Annotated in this window: 15 protein-coding genes; 13 read left to right on the top strand and 2 right to left on the bottom strand. The window is 50.4% G+C overall.

What is annotated here, in order from left to right:
* Positions 1–76 precede the first annotated feature (76 nt).
* Both ET464_RS05205 and ET464_RS05200 read left to right on the top strand, forming a co-directional pair.
* Positions 77–1081, top strand: coding sequence for an acyltransferase (locus tag ET464_RS05205; protein WP_165279904.1), 1005 nt, complete (start codon positions 77–79; stop codon positions 1079–1081).
* Positions 1082–1219: 138 nt separating this feature from the next.
* Positions 1220–2320 carry a threonine aldolase family protein gene (locus ET464_RS05200; protein WP_129438842.1) on the top strand — a complete coding sequence of 367 codons (1101 nt, stop codon included), beginning with the start codon at positions 1220–1222 and terminating at the stop codon, positions 2318–2320.
* A gap of 114 nt (positions 2321–2434) precedes the next feature.
* On the opposite strand, the gene ET464_RS05195 is transcribed toward ET464_RS05200, so the two are convergent.
* Both ET464_RS05195 and ET464_RS05190 read right to left on the bottom strand, forming a co-directional pair.
* Positions 2435–3637, bottom strand: coding sequence for a CynX/NimT family MFS transporter (locus ET464_RS05195; RefSeq protein ID WP_129438840.1), 1203 nt, complete (start codon positions 3635–3637; stop codon positions 2435–2437).
* Positions 3638–3657: 20 nt separating this feature from the next.
* Positions 3658–4326 (bottom strand): FadR/GntR family transcriptional regulator, encoded by a 669-nt coding sequence (locus tag ET464_RS05190; RefSeq protein WP_129438838.1) that lies wholly within the window; start codon positions 4324–4326, stop codon positions 3658–3660.
* A 445-nt stretch (positions 4327–4771) separates the two neighbouring features.
* Between ET464_RS05190 and ET464_RS05185 the strand changes: the two genes are divergently transcribed.
* From ET464_RS05185 to ET464_RS05135, 11 genes are all read left to right on the top strand, one after another.
* Positions 4772–5887, top strand: a complete 1116-nt coding sequence (locus ET464_RS05185) for a WD40/YVTN/BNR-like repeat-containing protein (protein ID WP_129438836.1) — start codon at positions 4772–4774, stop codon at positions 5885–5887.
* Between the two features lie 143 nt (positions 5888–6030).
* The gene (locus ET464_RS05180; RefSeq protein ID WP_129438834.1) at positions 6031–6276 is read left to right on the top strand and encodes a hypothetical protein; all 246 of its coding nucleotides are present in this window, start codon (positions 6031–6033) and stop codon (positions 6274–6276) included.
* Positions 6273–7382, top strand: coding sequence for a GerAB/ArcD/ProY family transporter (locus tag ET464_RS05175; RefSeq protein ID WP_244226677.1), 1110 nt, complete (start codon positions 6273–6275; stop codon positions 7380–7382). The genes ET464_RS05180 and ET464_RS05175 overlap by 4 nt, the downstream gene beginning before the upstream one ends.
* Positions 7379–8782 carry a spore germination protein gene (locus tag ET464_RS05170; RefSeq protein WP_244226676.1) on the top strand — a complete coding sequence of 468 codons (1404 nt, stop codon included), beginning with the start codon at positions 7379–7381 and terminating at the stop codon, positions 8780–8782. The genes ET464_RS05175 and ET464_RS05170 overlap by 4 nt, the downstream gene beginning before the upstream one ends.
* Complete coding sequence (locus ET464_RS05165) at positions 8779–9987, top strand: Ger(x)C family spore germination protein (protein WP_129438832.1); 1209 nt, start codon at positions 8779–8781, stop codon at positions 9985–9987. The genes ET464_RS05170 and ET464_RS05165 overlap by 4 nt, the downstream gene beginning before the upstream one ends.
* 92 nt (positions 9988–10079) lie before the next feature.
* Positions 10080–11861 (top strand): stalk domain-containing protein, encoded by a 1782-nt coding sequence (locus tag ET464_RS05160; protein ID WP_129438830.1) that lies wholly within the window; start codon positions 10080–10082, stop codon positions 11859–11861.
* A 73-nt stretch (positions 11862–11934) separates the two neighbouring features.
* Positions 11935–12411: a GNAT family N-acetyltransferase gene (locus ET464_RS05155; protein WP_129438828.1), complete on the top strand. Its 477-nt coding sequence runs from the start codon at positions 11935–11937 to the stop codon at positions 12409–12411.
* A gap of 196 nt (positions 12412–12607) precedes the next feature.
* Positions 12608–14044 (top strand): spore germination protein, encoded by a 1437-nt coding sequence (locus ET464_RS05150; protein ID WP_129438826.1) that lies wholly within the window; start codon positions 12608–12610, stop codon positions 14042–14044.
* Between the two features lie 6 nt (positions 14045–14050).
* The gene (locus tag ET464_RS05145) at positions 14051–15265 is read left to right on the top strand and encodes a Ger(x)C family spore germination protein (protein ID WP_129438824.1); all 1215 of its coding nucleotides are present in this window, start codon (positions 14051–14053) and stop codon (positions 15263–15265) included.
* Positions 15262–15498, top strand: a complete 237-nt coding sequence (locus ET464_RS05140) for a hypothetical protein (protein WP_129438823.1) — start codon at positions 15262–15264, stop codon at positions 15496–15498. The genes ET464_RS05145 and ET464_RS05140 overlap by 4 nt, the downstream gene beginning before the upstream one ends.
* Before the next feature lie 11 nt (positions 15499–15509).
* A complete protein-coding gene (locus ET464_RS05135) occupies positions 15510–16607 on the top strand; it encodes a GerAB/ArcD/ProY family transporter (protein WP_129438821.1) in 1098 nt (365 codons plus the stop codon).
* Positions 16608–16677: the final 70 nt, after the last annotated feature.

The raw sequence follows: 16677 nt of genomic DNA, 5'->3' as shown, positions 1-16677 counted from the left end.
GGGAGAGAAGGCCGGTTGCTAAGGCCGAGATATGAAAAAAAATATTGTAGAACTTAACTTTGTTCGAGCCGTTGCGATGTTGGCTGTTTTGCTGATTCACACGACGGCAAACGCACGCACGCTAGTGCCGTGGGGAAGCTTGTCCGCGCCGGTCTACATCGCGGCCAACCAATTGAGCATGTTTGCCGTGCCTGTATTTTTAATGATGAACGGGCTGGTGTTGTTTTACCGCTATCATGACGATTGGAGCCTTAAGCAGGCAGCTGCTTTTTATAAAAAGCGGATTCAGTTTATTTTAGTGCCTTATCTGTTATGGTCTGTCCTTTATTATGCGGGGAATCAGCTTATTGCAACGCATCAGGTGCATGTTGACGCAGGCAAGTTTTGGGAAATGCTGGTTTGGGGCAAATCCGGCTACCATCTTTATTTTATGGTCATTGTCATTCAGTTTTATGTGGTGTTCCCGATACTGATGACCCTTGTTCGCCTGCTCAAGCTGAATGGGCTGGCCGTGCTGGCTTTAGGGCTTATCGTGCAGGGCGTCTTTTATTTTATCCACCATTGGGTGAAGCCGATTGACCATTTTTCAGCGCTGATGCCGAATTACTCCCTTGTGTTCTGCACCGGAGCGGCAATCGGCATGCATTATGAATGGTTTGCCGCCTGCTGGCGGCAAGTATGGTGGACCATGGGATTAGGCGCAGCCATCGGGTTCATGTATATTCTGATGCTGCTTTCAGCGGAAGAAGGCGCGCATTACTGGCCGCCCGCTTATGTGATTTTGTACAATGTATACGCCGTTGTAATGGGAGTCAGCTTAATCTGGTCGGGTAAAATCGTCTGTGAACGCTTATCCGGAGCCGTTCGGGCTGTGCTCGAATTTGGCGCGATCTCGTTTGGCGTTTATTTGATTCACCCGATGCTGCTCACCATCTGGCGGCAATTGGCCGATCCGTCTCCGCAAAATATGTATTATCATCCGTACAACCTCATTACGTATATTTTGCTGGTAGCAGCTTCCTGGCTGATTGTGCGGTATACGAAACGTATAAAATGGTCTTGGATGGTATGGGGAAGATAAAGGGGAGGGAGGTGTTGTTTTATGCCTAGGCATAAAACAACGCCTTTTTTATATCGAGGCAACGGATTGTCCTTGCCGGCGTTTATTGTGTAAACTTGTTTAGTGAGACTATACAAGCAGTGATTGGAGATTAATTCGATGAGTGAACATAAGAAGTCCTTAACGGAAGTTTTTAATGCCAGCCCGTACCCGCTGGCCGGCCACGGCAAACGGAATATGCAAGTGTTGAAGAACGTATTCGAGCAGATCGACGGCAGTACGGACAGCGACATGTACGGGAAAGGGGCGGTTATCGAACAGTTCGAGCAGCGCATGGCTGCTTATTTAGGCAAGCCTTCGGCGGTATTTTTCCCTAGCGGCACCATGGCGCAGCAAATTGCGCTTCGCCTATGGAGCGATGAGGCAGGCAACCCGAAGGTGGCGTATCATCCGCTTTGCCATCTGGAAATTCATGAGCAGGACGGCTTGCGCCAGCTGCATCGGCTGGAGCCGGTATTGCTGGCGGACAAAGACCGGCTAATTACGCTGGAAGATGTGAAGCAGCTGCAAGAGCCTATTGCTTGCCTGCTGCTGGAGCTGCCGCAGCGTGAAATCGGCGGCCAGCTGCCAAGCTTCGAGGAACTGGCGGAGCTGTCCGCTTATTGCAGAGCGAATGGCATCAAGCTGCATTTGGACGGAGCGCGTTTGTTTGAGGTGACGCCGTATTACGGCAAATCGGCTGCCGAAATATGCGAATTGTTCGATAGCGTATACGTGTCCTTTTATAAAGGAATCGGCGGCATCGCCGGTGCGGTTCTGGCGGGGGAAACGCCGTTTACCGAGCAGTCGAAGGTGTGGAAAAGACGGCATGGCGGCGATTTGATCAGCCTGTATCCGTATATTGTAAGCTCGGAGCATTATTTTAATGAACGGATCGGAAAGATGGCGCTTTATTATGAGCAAGCCGTTGAACTGGCGTCCTTGTATAATGAAATCGAAGGCGTGAGTACACGTCCAGAAGTGCCGGTGTCCAATATGTTCCATGTCCATATTCAATATGGCAAGGAACAGACGGAAGCTGTACTGGCCGAGGTTTGCAGCGAGACAGGGGTAGGGCTGTCGTCGTATGCGCGGGAGCTCGGCGAACGGCAATGTTATTATGAGGTCAGCATTGGCGACCGGTACAGTCTTGCGCCTAAAGCGGATGTTCAGAAAGCGTTCCAGCTTCTTGGCGAAAAATTATCCAAACTTTCACGTTAATCCGGCATTAAAAACGTTCGCCCTGCAAACCAATCCGAATGGAACGGTTTGCAGGGCGAACGTTTTTGTTGGTGTTGCTAGCAGGGGCGGCTGTCTGTCTGTTCTCCGTCCCGTTTACCGGACGTAGCGGTTGCGTGCGGCTCCCATGCCGAAGATAAAGATGAGCAGGCTTGCCGCAATAAGAATAAGGAGCGGAGCGCTCCAGTTATGGGCTGCATCATGAAGCAGGCCAAATAGCAGCGGGCCAAGCGCGGCGAGCAGATAGCCAACCGACTGCGCCATTCCTGACAGCTGCGCCGCTTCTTGCGCTGTTTTGGTGCGCAAGTTGAAAAAGATCATCGCGAGGCTGAAGGAAAAAGCGCCGGCAATGCCGATCAGTACGGACCAGACCGGGATAAGCGTTGTGCTGCTGAACATAAAACCTAGCAAGCTGAATACGTATAAGGCTGCTGTGACGATGACCAGCACACGCTGGTTGTGCATTTTGCCTGCAATGATCGGTACGATAAACGTAAACGGCAGCATGGAAAACTGGAGAAGCGACAGCATCCAGCCTGCTGTATCCGCACTGAGACCTCGGCTTGCAAGAATTTCCGGCAGCCATGCGACAAGAATATAGAAGATCAGCGACTGCAGCCCCATAAAGGCGGTTACTTGCCAAGCAAGAGGCGACCGCCATAATCCGCCGGTATTGCGCTGCGAAACGGACACGGATAAAGCAGGGCGGCTCATCCGCGGCAGCCATAACAGGAATGCGGCAGCAGCCAAGATGAGCCAGCAGCCGATCGCTCCCCGCCAGCCAAGCCCGGCGTTTTGCGCGAGCGGGACGCTGATGCCGGAAGCTAAAGCGCCGCACAGATTCATGGATACGGAATATAAGCCGGTCGCAAGGCCGGCCTGGCGGGCAAAATCGCGTTTGACCAGGCTTGGCAGCAATACATTAAATAAGGCAATGGCCAGGCCGATAATGACCGTTCCGCCGAACAGGGCCGGCGTTCCTGGCGCAAAGCGGCACACCGTCCCGATAACGAGCGCAATCATGGCATACAAGATCGTGCGTTCCGTGCCGTATTTTTGCGCGATCCGCGGGGCAAAAGGAGACAGCAGCGCAAATGCTAGCAGCGGGACGGTTGTAATCAGGCCGGCCAGCGAGCTGCTCATGCCGGTGTCGGCTTTAATGTCAGAGATAAGCGGGCCTACAGAAGTAAGCGGTGCCCGCATGTTGGAAGCAATGAGCATGATGCTGAGCATCAAGAACAAGGCGCCGGCTTGTTTCTGCGTGTCTGGCCCGGCCGCCTCTCGTTGTAATGGGTGCATGGTTTCTCCTCCGGTACAATCTATAGATGTTTTTTCGATTCATTGATGTAGAGCTGAACTGCTTCAACCGCTTTCTCCGCATGCTGGTCTGCTATGGCTTGATACAGCAGTTCATGCGTATGCTCGAAGTAGTCGGAATTGTTTAATCCGTATACTTCCAGAACAGCCGCGCGCATCCCTTCGGTAATATGGCTGTACAAATCTTGAAGCAGCCTGTTGCCGGCTGCCGCCACGACCGCCATGTGGAAACGTACGTCCCAATAGGCATATCCTTCATCATTCCGGTCATGAATCGCAGCCTGCCTCTCTTCCAGACAGCGCCGCATATCGAGCAGATCCTGCTCTGAACGGCGCTGCGCAGCGAGGTAAGCCGCTTCCCGCTCCAGCGCTTGGCGTACTTCCAGTGTCTCCAGCGCATCGGTGCGCGATATACGTTTTTGAAGCATCGGCCCTAATGCGCTTGATGCAGACACGTATGTGCCGTCGCCTTGCCTGGTAGTCAACAGGCCGGCATGGGTCAGTGCACGGATGGCTTCACGAAGCGTATTGCGGCTGACTGCAAGCTGTTCCATCAGCTCGGGTTCAGGCGGAATTCGTTTGCCGACCTCCCAGTTTCCCGATTCAATTAACGCCTCCAGCTGGTGGGCGACTTGTTCGACAAGCGTAAGACGATTGGTTTTTTGCAGCAAAAGATTCACCTCTTCAATCAAACGTAGGATGTTTGGTTAATTGGTACTATACCATAACGAAAATACCTTATACAAGAACAAAAAATCCGCTCCAGCCATTAGGCTCGTAAGCGGATTTAGTCATTACAGCTTGCGGATATGGCCAAACAGTACTTCTGAGGTTATCCATCTGCAGAAAAGCAAAAACAACACCAATGGAGGAAGGCTGACAAACGCTCCTAGTTGAAGGGCATGCGCGCAAGCGGGACCGGCCCCGTTTTGTATCAGAAAAACATTTTTAAGCTGTGCGGCTGCCAGGAACAAGGAGGCACTTTACGACCCGGATGCATTTAAGGATATTCATGGAATTTAGTTGAGTTACGCAACAAAATTCTGCAGCTTTTCGTTTTTAGGGTATAGCTATATCAAGCTGATCTGCCAAGACGAACAATGGAGGGATTACAAGATGAAGAAGTGGAAAGTCATCATCGCAGCAACCGCAATGGCTGCTGCAGTTACAGCAGCAGTCCCTATGTCTCAATCGGCTGCATCGCCTGCCGGCTTATTCAGCGGCACGCCTGCCGGAGGAGACAGTTATCATTTCAGCGCCATCCAATTTCTGAGCAGCACGACGGGCCGTGCCGCCGGCAACGGCTTTATCGTAGGCACCTCGGATGCCGGAAGCAGCTGGCAGCCGATTTATAAAGGCACCTGGCAGTTTTCCGAGCTGGATTTTATCAATAATACGACAGGCTGGGCGCTTGCCAAATCCGATGCAGTCGGGCCTAACGCGCTGATTTATACGAAGGACGGGGGAAGCACGTTTACGAAAATAAAAACGGGTGACCTGAAGCTGCTTCACGTCGATTTTAAAGATGCGAACAACGGGTTTGGCTATAACTTTGCGTTCGCTTACCGGACGTCGGACGGAGGGAAGAGCTGGACTCAAATCCCGACGCCTCCAAATACGCGGTATGCGGATTTTCAGGATACAAACAACGGCTGGACACTGGTAGTCGTGCCGGGCTTTGGCTACAAGCTGTACGAGACGGCTAATGGCGGAAAGTCATGGACGATGAAGTTGTCGGTTAAATCCGATGAAGTAACGGGAGGCCAGCTGGCAGTCAAAGGAAGAGAAGTATGGGCGGCGTTTAACGGCGGCGCCGGAATGTCGCAGCAGTCTTATTCGGTTTATGCATCTGCCGATAACGGCGCTGACTGGCGTAAAGTGATCAGCCAGTCAACTGCCGGGGGCGGACCCGCTCCAGGCGGTGCGCAAGGAATTGCCAGTGAAGGCCCCGCTTCTCCCGGCGGACATCCCGGCAATTTGGAGCTGATTGACGGAGCGGCCGTATTGGCAGGCTACTCGCCGGCCGGAGGCGTCATTGGGGTTGGCCGTTCGCTTGACAGCGGCAAAAGCTGGACCAATCTTCCGGCGGTTCCGGGCTTCCAAAGCATCATTTCGTTTACCAGCCAGACTAGCGGCTGGATGGCGGATACAAGCATCACACAGCCGGCGGTATACCGGACGAAAGACGGCGGCAAAAGCTGGACCAATGTGCTGACCATTCCGGCACGGTAGACGGAGCCGCTTCGCTTGACAACATCATAAGCTGCAGTAAAAAATCGCCTTCCCGGAAGGCGATTTTTTATTTATCCCGGCACAGGTGCACATATTTCCAGCACATCCAATGCAAACTATGGATAAAGTCAGGGGGGAGCGCATTGACAACAGCAGGAATTTCCTTTTTTATCATCTTCATTCTCGCTTTAATGGCTGGCATGGACATGCTTGTCTATAAACAATCCTTCTGGGAATCGTTCAAGGAAATCGGGAAGTTTCCGTATTTCATGGGCCAGCCTGCGATCTACCTGATTGCCTTCAGCCTTGTGGCTGCCCTATGGAAAGACATGAATATTATGCCGTTTATCCATGCCAAGCTAAAGCAACATAAAAAAGAGAAGGAGTGACTCCTGTACCGATGACCTCCAAGCTGAACGCGCTCCATACGTTTGCGTTACTGTTTGCTTTTCTCCTCGGAACGTCCATTATTTTCGGTACGCCCAAAGTTGTCTATGACACATGGATGGTTGATTTGACTGCTTTACTTCCTTCCGTCCTGCTGTTTCTGCTTTTTGCCGGGATGATTTCGCTGGGGAAAAATAAAAGTTTATATGCTTTATTCATTCGGGCATGGGGGAACTGGGTCGGCAGCCTGCTTATTGCCTGCTATGTGACTTATTTCATCTATATCGCGACGCGAAACGTGAGAGATATGCTGGAGCTGGTGCTAACCTCTCTGCTTCATGATACCCCGACGCATGTATTGGCAGCGGTTTTTGTATTGCTCAGCGTTTATGCGGCGGCCGGAGGGGTACGGGTCATTGGGAGGCTGGCCGTTATGGTTGCGTGCATGGTGATGCTTTTTTTCTTTGCTCTTGGCATTATGCTCTATTTCAGCAGATCAATTGATATTGAACGGATATTTCCCGTTTTATCGCAAGGCATGGGGCCGGTGGTCAAGTCCGCTTTTACAAATTCGATCTGGTATCCGTATGGGGAAATGATTGTGTTTCTGGCGTTATTTCCAAAGATCGGGGATGCCAAGCAATTTCGGAAAATCGGTTTAATCGCATTACTCAGCACAGCTGCGGTGCTGACGTTCTCCGACTTGCTCCAAATTTATGCGCTGGGCATCGAGAACCAGCGATTTTCGGTTTTTGCCTTGCTGGATGCAGCCAGACTTATTAACTTGTTTGATTTCATTACCCGGATGGACGCGCTGGTCGCGCTTATGATTATTTTCGGCGTGCTGATCAAATGCTCTGTTTTTATATACGCAGGCGCACGCGGCGCCTCCTTTTTATTCCATAGGCGTTCCCAAAATTTTCAGCTGCCGCTTGCTTTGCTCATTGGCGCCTCCTCCATTCTCGTAACGAAAAACACGGCCGAGCATGTGGAAGAAGGCCTTAAGTATGTTATTTACTGGCTGCACATCCCGCTGCAGCTGGTCATCCCCTCGATCACGATTCTGGTGTACAAAATCCGGTACCGAAAGGGGCGCGCAACAACATGACTGCCGCAACAGGACAGCCGCAAGGCGGCAATTATTCGCTGGCTTATGTGCAAACGATGATGCAGCAAGCATTCGGAAACAGCGTAGATCTCATTATGAATCCGCTCAATATTCGCGGAGAATACGCGCTGTTATGTTATTTGGATACGATGACCAATTCCGAATACGTTATGGATAATGTGCTCAAGCCCATTACGGCAGCCGATCAATCCATGGATTTTAATGTATCGGACAACAAGCTGGATTACATTAAAAGAACCTATTTGAGCGCGGTTGCCGGGCAAATCATTCAAGACCGCAGCCAGTTGGCCGCTATGCTGCTCCAAGGCGATGCCGCGCTGCTGCTTGAAGGCAGCCCCGATATTTTGCTGCTGCATGTCAAGCAGCTGACTTCACGGGCTGTTGACGAGCCTTCGACCCAGAACGTGGTTAGAGGCCCGAAGGAAGCTTTCTCGGAATCGGCAACGACTAATATCAGCTTGATCCGCAGACGCATTAATAATGAAAGCTTGCGTTTTGAGAAGCATGTCATTGGCTCCAAAACGAAAACGCATCTTTATTTGGCTTATTTAGACGGGGAAGTGGAATCGAATGTTGTGCAGCAAATCCGGGACAAGCTTTGCAACAGCAATATGATTGGCATATTTGACTCGGGGAATATGGAAAAGCTGTTCAGCCCCAAAGGTTTTTTATTGTTTCCGACTACGTATAACAGCGAACGTCCGGATTCGGTTTGCTCCTGCCTGCTTGACCACCGGGTTGCCGTTATAGTGGACGGAAGCCCGTTTGTGCTGACGGTTCCTGCCGTGTTAAGCGATTTTTTCAAATCGCCGGAGGATCAATATCAATGGTTCATGTTTGGCGCAGTCATTCGCTTGATGAGATACGTTGCGTTTATGCTTTCGTTATGCTTGCCGGCTTTTTACGTGGCGATCACCTGCTTTCATCAGGAGCTCATTCCAACGTCGCTGCTTGCCAGCATAGCGGCGCAAAGGGAGGGCATCCCCTTCCCGACCGTAGTGGAAGTAATTCTGATGGAATTTACATTTGAAGTTTTGCGGGAAGCGAGCACCCGCATGCCGCGCATTATCGGCCCTTCCATTGCCATTGCCGGCGCGGTTGTATTAGGCGAAGCTGTCGTACAAGCAGGGCTTGTCTCTAACATTAACGTCATTGTGGTCGCTTTTACGGCCATTTCGGGTTATGTCGCTCCGGTTTATACATTTGGTTCGAACATCCGGCTGTTCCGCCATATGCTAATTATACTCAGCTCCGTACTGGGATTATTTGGCGTCGTTTGCGGCATTGCGTTTATGCTGATCCATCTGTCCAGAATTGAAACATTTGGCGTGCCGTATCTGCCGCTATTTTCCCAGCCGGCAAGGAGGAAGGCTTCATGAAAGTAAAACAATGGCTATGCGCCGGTATGATTGCAGCGATGGTCGTATTGACGGCAGGCTGCTGGGATTTGATCGAGCTGAACCGTTCCGTCCTGCTTACCGGCGTCGCGTTCGAGCCGGGGACTAAAAAACCGATGAAAGTGACCTATGAGCTAATCAACTCCGCCGAGGGCAACGGCTCCAATGAAAGCAAAGGCCAAGGGACAACCGTTGTCTTCACGAGCGAGGGCAATACGATTGAGGAAGCCACTTACCGGATTAACGAAAAATCAGAACGGATACTGATTACTTCCCATATTCGCGTCATTATTATTGACGAGAAGCTTGCGCGTAACGGCTTGGACAAGTTTATCGACATCATCCAGCGTTCGCGGTATGTACGGGAAGATGTCATTATTCTCATTGCAAAGGGCGTGCCGGCAGCCGATCTGCTTAAGACGTTATATCCGGGCGAACAATATGCAAGCAGCAAAATCCAGTCGCAGGTCCAAAACTTTTATCGCGTGTGGGGCGGCATCCCGGAAAGCCGTCTCTATCAAATCTCCCGGTCGACCTTAACGGAAGGATATGCGCTGACACTAGGCGCAGTGACGCTCACCGGAGACCCGAAAGCCGGCCAGACCATGGATGAGCTTAAAGAAATCAACCCTCATGCCAATGTGAAAATTTTGGGGGCAGCCGTATTCAAAGATCAAAAGCTGGTTGGTTATTTGAACATCGAGCAGACGAGAGCCATTAACATTATCCAAAATAAATTAGATTCGACATCGTTAACGGTGCCACTTGACCAGCCGAATACATTTGTGTCGCTGGAAGTGGACCATACCCATACGAAAACGCATATCCGGAAGAAAGGGGAACGTTTTGAAATCTCTCTGAAGGTGGATGTGGAAGGAATCGTTTCCAGCCTGGATGAAAATATTCCGCTTGATAAAGTAAAAGGATTTGCCGAATTGGAAGAACGTGCATCCCAATATTTGGAGAAGCAGCTCGAATCTGCAATCCGGTCTGTGCAGAAAAATGAAAAAGCGGACGTATTCGGCTTCGGCCAGCAGTATTACCGCCGCCATAACAAACAGTTTAAAAAAGTGAAGAATTGGGATCAGGCATTCTCTCAAGCCAAAATTCATGTAGATGCCAATTTCCACATTACGCGGTCGGATTTGAAAGTGCGCAGATTAAATAAGGAGCAAGCCGGTTCCTAAACGCAACTTTTTCCAATATTCGGGCGTTTATAGGTGAGAACGGATTAGGAAGTCCGTTCCATATAACCAAATAGTTGGATAAGGAGCAGAACATGAACAGAAACCAATCCATAATGAGAAAGTGGCTGCTGATTGCAATGGCAGCCTTATTCGCTTCATTCGGCACCATGGCCAATGCGGCGGAGCAGCCGGCGGCGATTGCTTCTTCCTCCAGTTATGTCGTGTTTTATTTGGACAAGCAAGAAGCGTTTGTGAATGGAGAGCAGGTCAAGCTGGAGGCGGCTGCTACGATTAAAGACGGCAAAACGTTCGTTCCCGCCAAGTTTCTTGGCGATACGTTCGGCATGCAGGTGCAGTGGGACGGAGAAACCCGGCAAATTCATATGGAGACGCCAAAGTACAGCATTTTGCTTGATTTGACGACTCAGCTGGCCTATGTGAATGGAGCAATGATACCGTTAGACCAGGTGGCTGTCATTGTAAACGGGCATTTATTAATTAAATTAACGTGGCTGTCGGATTATATGGGCGCAAAGTATACCTATAATAACGAATTGAGACGGATCGACGTGCTGTACGTTCCGAAGCCGGCAGGCGTATACAATCCGGAGCTGAATAACTCAAGCCCTGTCGCCAAATTTACATTTGCCAAGCCCAGCTACAGGATCGGCGAACCGGTGAAATACGTAGATTTGAGCTACGACCCGGATGCCGAAGGTTTAACGTATGAATGGCAAGGCAAATCGGATGCTTTTTTTACACCGGGCACTTATCCGGTAACTTTAACGGTAACGGACAAAAGCGGCAGCAAAAGCGCGCCGTATACGCGAAATATCGTGATTGAAAACACGGTATATTTGAGTCAGGTGGAATATCCGATCTATACGAAGCCGATTGGCGGCTATATTAAGACGGACTGGCCCACTTTGTACGGCAATTATTTGGATTTGCCTAAAGTAGCCAAAACCGTTACGGAAGACAAGTCGCGTTCGCTGCTTGTCAGCGATAGTCCGGAAACGTTCGTACAGCCCGGCATTTTATACCAGGATACGGTGGAAGGAAAAGCGCGGTTATATGCCGATCATTTGAACGGTATGGACCATAAAGTGTCTTTCGCCATATTGGCGACCAATGAAACGGATCACCCGGTGACGGTAAGAACGACGAATAAAGGCAAAGTTTATCCGACGATATACGCCCAGCTGATGGGCAGCGAAGCTACGGTTGATTTTATGCTGCATGACCCTATAGACGAAACGTTCGAGATTGCTGCCGGTGACACGATTGTATACAAGCAGTTTCCGGACTTTTATCCTGCGCAAGGGGCTAACCTCATCTACGATGTAGAAACAAACGGTAAGGTGCAATTTACGTTTGCGGTTGCCGATACGGTGTCAGACGCGATGCTGGATTTGCCGAAGCTGGATTTTGCAGGTCATATCCGCGGCACCTTCCCGATTACCGGCTTCGATTGGAAGGTAGATTTGTCGTCAGCCGGCCTCGCGAAACCGATGCGCCTCGCCATCGGCGACGGACAGGATGACACCTTCCAGCAAGGATATGACCCGATGCGTGCCGTAACGGTTACCGATTCGGCCAACTACGGCACCGTCTATCACATTCATGCTGACAAGCCGCGCAAAATGGCTGTTTTGCTGCTGGCCAAAGGCGGCGCTTTCCGCGGTCCGTTCAAAATAAACGGCGATATCCGGATGACACCCGATTCCGGCGTGTTAACAGCTTTCGACGGCATGATCCTGCTGGATAAAACAACAGGGCGTGAAGACAGCCTGGACATTGAATTCAGCCCTCCTGCTGGTTCGGCCTTTCCGATCAACCTTATTTTTTATCCGTTAGATGATCGCGCGCAGTAACGATTCTACTTAACCAATGTGCCCGATTCAGGTAGAATAGAAGAGAGAATATGGTTAATGTGGGGGCAGCAAGATGAACATTCGAATGATTAAAGCGGACGATAACAGCGCGATCGAATCCGTGATCCGGCAATGTCTGATCGAGTTCGGAGGCAACCGCTCCGGGCTGGCATGGGAAGATGAAAGCTTAAGCCATCTGTCCGATTATTACGCGGAAGAAGGCCGCGCCTATTGGATCGCCTGCAGCGATGAAGGAACGTTATGGGGAGGCTGCGGCATCGCGGAGTTCGGAGATCCGGAGCAAGGCATTTGCGAGCTGCAAAAAATGTATTTGCTCCCGGAAGCGAGGGGGACGGGAATAGCCGCTGCGCTGCTGGATGAGGCGCTGGCATTTGCCAGCCGGCATTACCGAGCATGTTATTTGGAAACTTTGCAAAATATGCAAGCTGCCAACCGCTTTTATGCCAAACACCAGTTTGAGCCGCTGAACGAACCGCTGGCCGGTTCAGAGCATTTTGCGTGCGACGCTTGGTATATTCGTTACTTGTAACGGAACAGGCAGATTCGGATACTATAAGAACCAGACGGCGGCGCCGGGACTATTCCCCGGCGCCGCCGTTTTCATGACGGGATTGTCCGGTTTGCCGCTTCGGCAATCGGCTGCTAAGGCGGCCTGAACGGTCTCTGGGTTACACATGATTTTATGCAAATAGGGAAAAGTATGTTTATGGAAAGGGAGGGATTTGATGAGCGGCCAACAACAATCCGACTTTGCAGCGGAACTGCAGCCGAATATAGACCGATACCGTGCGGCTATGGGCAACAGCTCGGATCTGATTATTCGCGAAGCGGTCATTTCGGCCGGCCATCAACAAGCGGCTGTCGTGTATTTGGACGGAATGGTCGATAATGTCCAGCTGCAGCAAAGTGTGATCACTCCATTGCTTAACCGTATCCAAGGGGAACATATTACACTCGCGGAAATAAAAGAATCGATTCTGGAGTCCATTGATGTCAAGTTCATTTATTCGTTCCGCCAGTCGCTGGATCAGCTGATGGACGGTTCCGTGCTGCTGCTCATCAACGGGCATAAACTGGGGCTGGCCATTCCGCTTCCGGGCTGGGAAGAGCGCAGCATAACGGAATCCCAGATTCAGACGGTTGTCCGCGGCCCGCGTGATTCGTTTAACGAAACGATGCGCACGAACACGACTTTAATCCGCCGGAGAATTAAAGATCCTAATCTTCGTGTCGTATCCATCAAAGTCGGGCACCCGTCCAAGACGGATGTGACCGTTGTTTATTTGGAAGGCAAAGCGGATGCTGCGCTCGTTCAGCAAATGCTGGACAAATTAAGAAATTCCAAGCAGCACCATGTGCTGGAAAGCGAATATTTGGAGGAAATTTTACTGGCGGACCAGCCAAAGTCGATCTTCCCCACGATCTATAATACGGATCGTCCGGATTCGATTGCCCGGGCTATTATGGCCGGCCGGATCGCTTTTGTTACCGACAATACGCCGTTCGTATTGTTTGCACCGGCATTTTTCACCGATTTCCTTGCTTCTGCCGAAGATAGGAGCCAGTCCGTTGTGTTCAGCCGTTTGGTGCTGTGGCTTCGGTATATTTCGCTGTGCATATGCCTGCTGGCGCCATCCGTCTACATTGCATTAACGACGTTTCATCAGGACATGCTGCCTACGCAGCTGCTGCTCAGTCTGGCGGCGCAGCGGGAAGGCATTCCGTTCCCGGCTTTTGTTGAAGCGCTGATTATGGAGATCACCTTTGAAATTTTACGGGAAGCAGGAATACGGATGCCCCGAACAGTCGGCCAGGCGATGTCCATCGTTGGCACCATTGTCGTGGGACAAGCGGCTGTTGAAGCCACAATCGTGTCGGCGGTTATGGTTATTATCGTATCCATTACGGCGATATCCAGCTTCGTTATTCCGGCTTATTCGATGTCCATCCCGATTCGGATGATCCGGTTTCTGTTTATGGGATTAGCCGCTTCTTTCGGCGCTTACGGCCTTACCATCGGTGTGCTGCTGTTAATTGTGCATTTGTGCAGCCTAAAGTCATTTGGCAACCCTTATACCGGCTCACACGCTCAGAACGGAAAAAAGGATACGCTGTTCCGTATTTCCGGCCTGTCATTGATGAACTCACAAAAGCGGGGGTAGTACGCGTTGGCATCCATCATCCAAAAGATCGGAATTGCATCCTTGCTCTTCACCTGCTTAACGGGCTGCTGGAACCGGACTGAAATTAATGACCTGTCGGTCGTGCTAGCTATGGGAATCGACTTGACGGAACAAGGAAACTACGAAATAACGGTACAGGTAGCGGATCCTTCGCAAATGTCCAAAAACCGGGGATCAGAACGATCTCCGTCTATCGTGTTCAGCTCCTCGGCTCCAACCTTATTTGAAGCGCTTCGCAAAATTACAACCAACGCGCCCAGGCGCATGTATATTGCGCATTTGCGCATCTTGATATTGAATGATGCGATTGCCAGAAAGGGCATACGAGAGACGCTGGACTTCCTGTTTCGGGACCATGAAATCCGTCCGGACTTCTACATGGCGGTTGCGCGCGGTTTCAAAGCAAAAGAGATCCTGTCGATCGTAACGCCGATGGAAACGTTGACCGCTATGGATTTATACCGTTCTTTAAAAATGTCGGAAAAAGTATGGGCGCCCACGGCTGCCGTTAATGTCACCGATATGATTCAGAGGCTGACAAAGGACGGATGGGACCCGGTATTAACCGGCGTCACAATCGTAGGCGACGTGAAAAAAGGGGAATCCTCCGATAATGTAAAACAGCCCGCTTCCTTGGCAGAATATAAATATACGGGAATCGGCCTGTTTCGTGATGAACGGCTCGTAGGCTGGCTAAATGAACAGGACAGCAAAGGGTACAGCTATATTACCAATAAGGTATCCAATACGGTAGGCCGGGTGAAATGCCCGGATTCGGATAAATTGTTTCTGGTGGAAGTGCATGAAGCAAAAACAAAATATGAACCCCGCGTGGAGAACGGCAAACCGGTGATGCATTTGAAGGTCCGGATACAAGCGAACTTGGGCGAAGTCCATTGCAAGGCGGATTTGACGGATGAGAACGTAATTAAGCAAATGGAGCAACTTGCGAAGAAACAGCTGGAAAAAATTATCATGAGCAGTATAGCAAGCTCGCAATCGAAAGGGACCGACGTCTACGGCTTCGGAGAAGCGTTCCACCGGAAGTATCCGAAGTTATGGAGAAGCTGGCAGCAGGACTGGCATGATATTTTTCAAAATGAGTTGAAGACGGACGTGTCTATTGACTATACAATCCGCTATTTCGGAAAATTGACAAGCCCTATGCATGAAACGATAGAGGAGCAAAGAAGGAGGTGACGGCTGTGCTGCTGCTTATTATGCTGATTGTCCTTATTGCGGAAGCGGCGGAATGCCGGCTGCTGGTTAAGGCAAAAGCGTTTCGAGAAATGGCCTTTAGCGCCGGTTTATTCAGCATCGGATTTGTATTGCTGCTGCTGCTGCAGTTGCATGTTCCGCTTCCGAGCCCACTTTTGGCGATCATGAGGGTGATCGGACCGTTTGGCCAAATGATATCCAATCTACTCCGATAGGGGGTGCGGGCATGAACGCGAAAGAGCTAATTACAAGCAGGCAAGCTTCCATCTGGTTTATTATGTACCAGCTTGGCAGCGCTTTTCTGGTGCTGCCGGCTACATTGTCCAGTTATGCGCAGCAGGATGCCTGGATCGCCATCCTTTTCACATTATGCATTCAAGTGCTCATCGTGCTGCTGCATGCCGGCATAGCATCCCAGCTGAAAGGGAAAAGCGTAGCTGCCCACTTGGAACAGCTGCTGGGAAAACAAGGCGGCATCTGGTTTGTCGGGTTGTTTGCAACGGCTTACCCCTTTCTTATTTATTCCATCGTTTTAAGAGATCTGGCCGATTTTGTAGCGAATTCCATCATTCCGGAAACGCCTCCGGAAGCGATTGTCGCTCTTATGATTATTGCCGTTAACTACATCGTGCGCTGCGGAATATCTACGGGGGGCCGAGCGGCGGAAGTTTTATTTTCGTTAGTGCTCCTGTTATTTGCGCTTGGTTTCTTCTCGTTAATTCCGACAACTCATCTGGACAATATTAAGCCGGTTATGGAAAATGGCTGGAAACCGATTGTCCATGCCTCTATTTTGACCATCGGGTTTCCTTATGCCGAAAGCGTAATCTTTTTGTTTATCGCCCATCACTTTAAAGAACCGGACAAGTGGAAATCCGCCGTGATGAAAGCTTCGATGATGAGCGGAGCCATGTTTTTATTTATGACCTTTGTCTGCATTGCGGTTCTAAGCGAAGGGGTAGTGGAAAACTTATCGTATCCGACTTACTTTGCGGTCCGTACGATCAGCATTGCGGATTTTTACGAGCGATTTGAAGTGGTGGTCGCCGTGTTATGGTACATCGCGATTTTTTTTCGTTTGGCGTTGCTGCTTTATGTGATATCCGCGAGTTATGCCAGCCTATTCCGGATTAAAAGCAACAAGCCGCTTCTTCTTCCGATATCCTTGATTGGGTTTGTCGTATCCACCATCGTATGGCCGAATACGGCAGTTACGGTCAGGTCGCTGGAAGAATGGCCGTATTACTCCATGTTTTTTGGCCTCGTCATCCCCATTGTGTTATGGACGATCGGCAAAATGAAGGACAGGAACGCATCTTCATAAGCATGGTTTGGAAATACGGGACCGATGTGCCTTATACTGTTGTTATCGAAACGGGACAGGAGAGCCAAAC

This window comes from Paenibacillus protaetiae (assembly GCF_004135365.1).
GTDB lineage: Bacteria > Bacillota > Bacilli > Paenibacillales > Paenibacillaceae > Paenibacillus_AP > Paenibacillus_AP protaetiae.
This window is presented reverse-complemented; position numbering and strand designations above follow the sequence as displayed.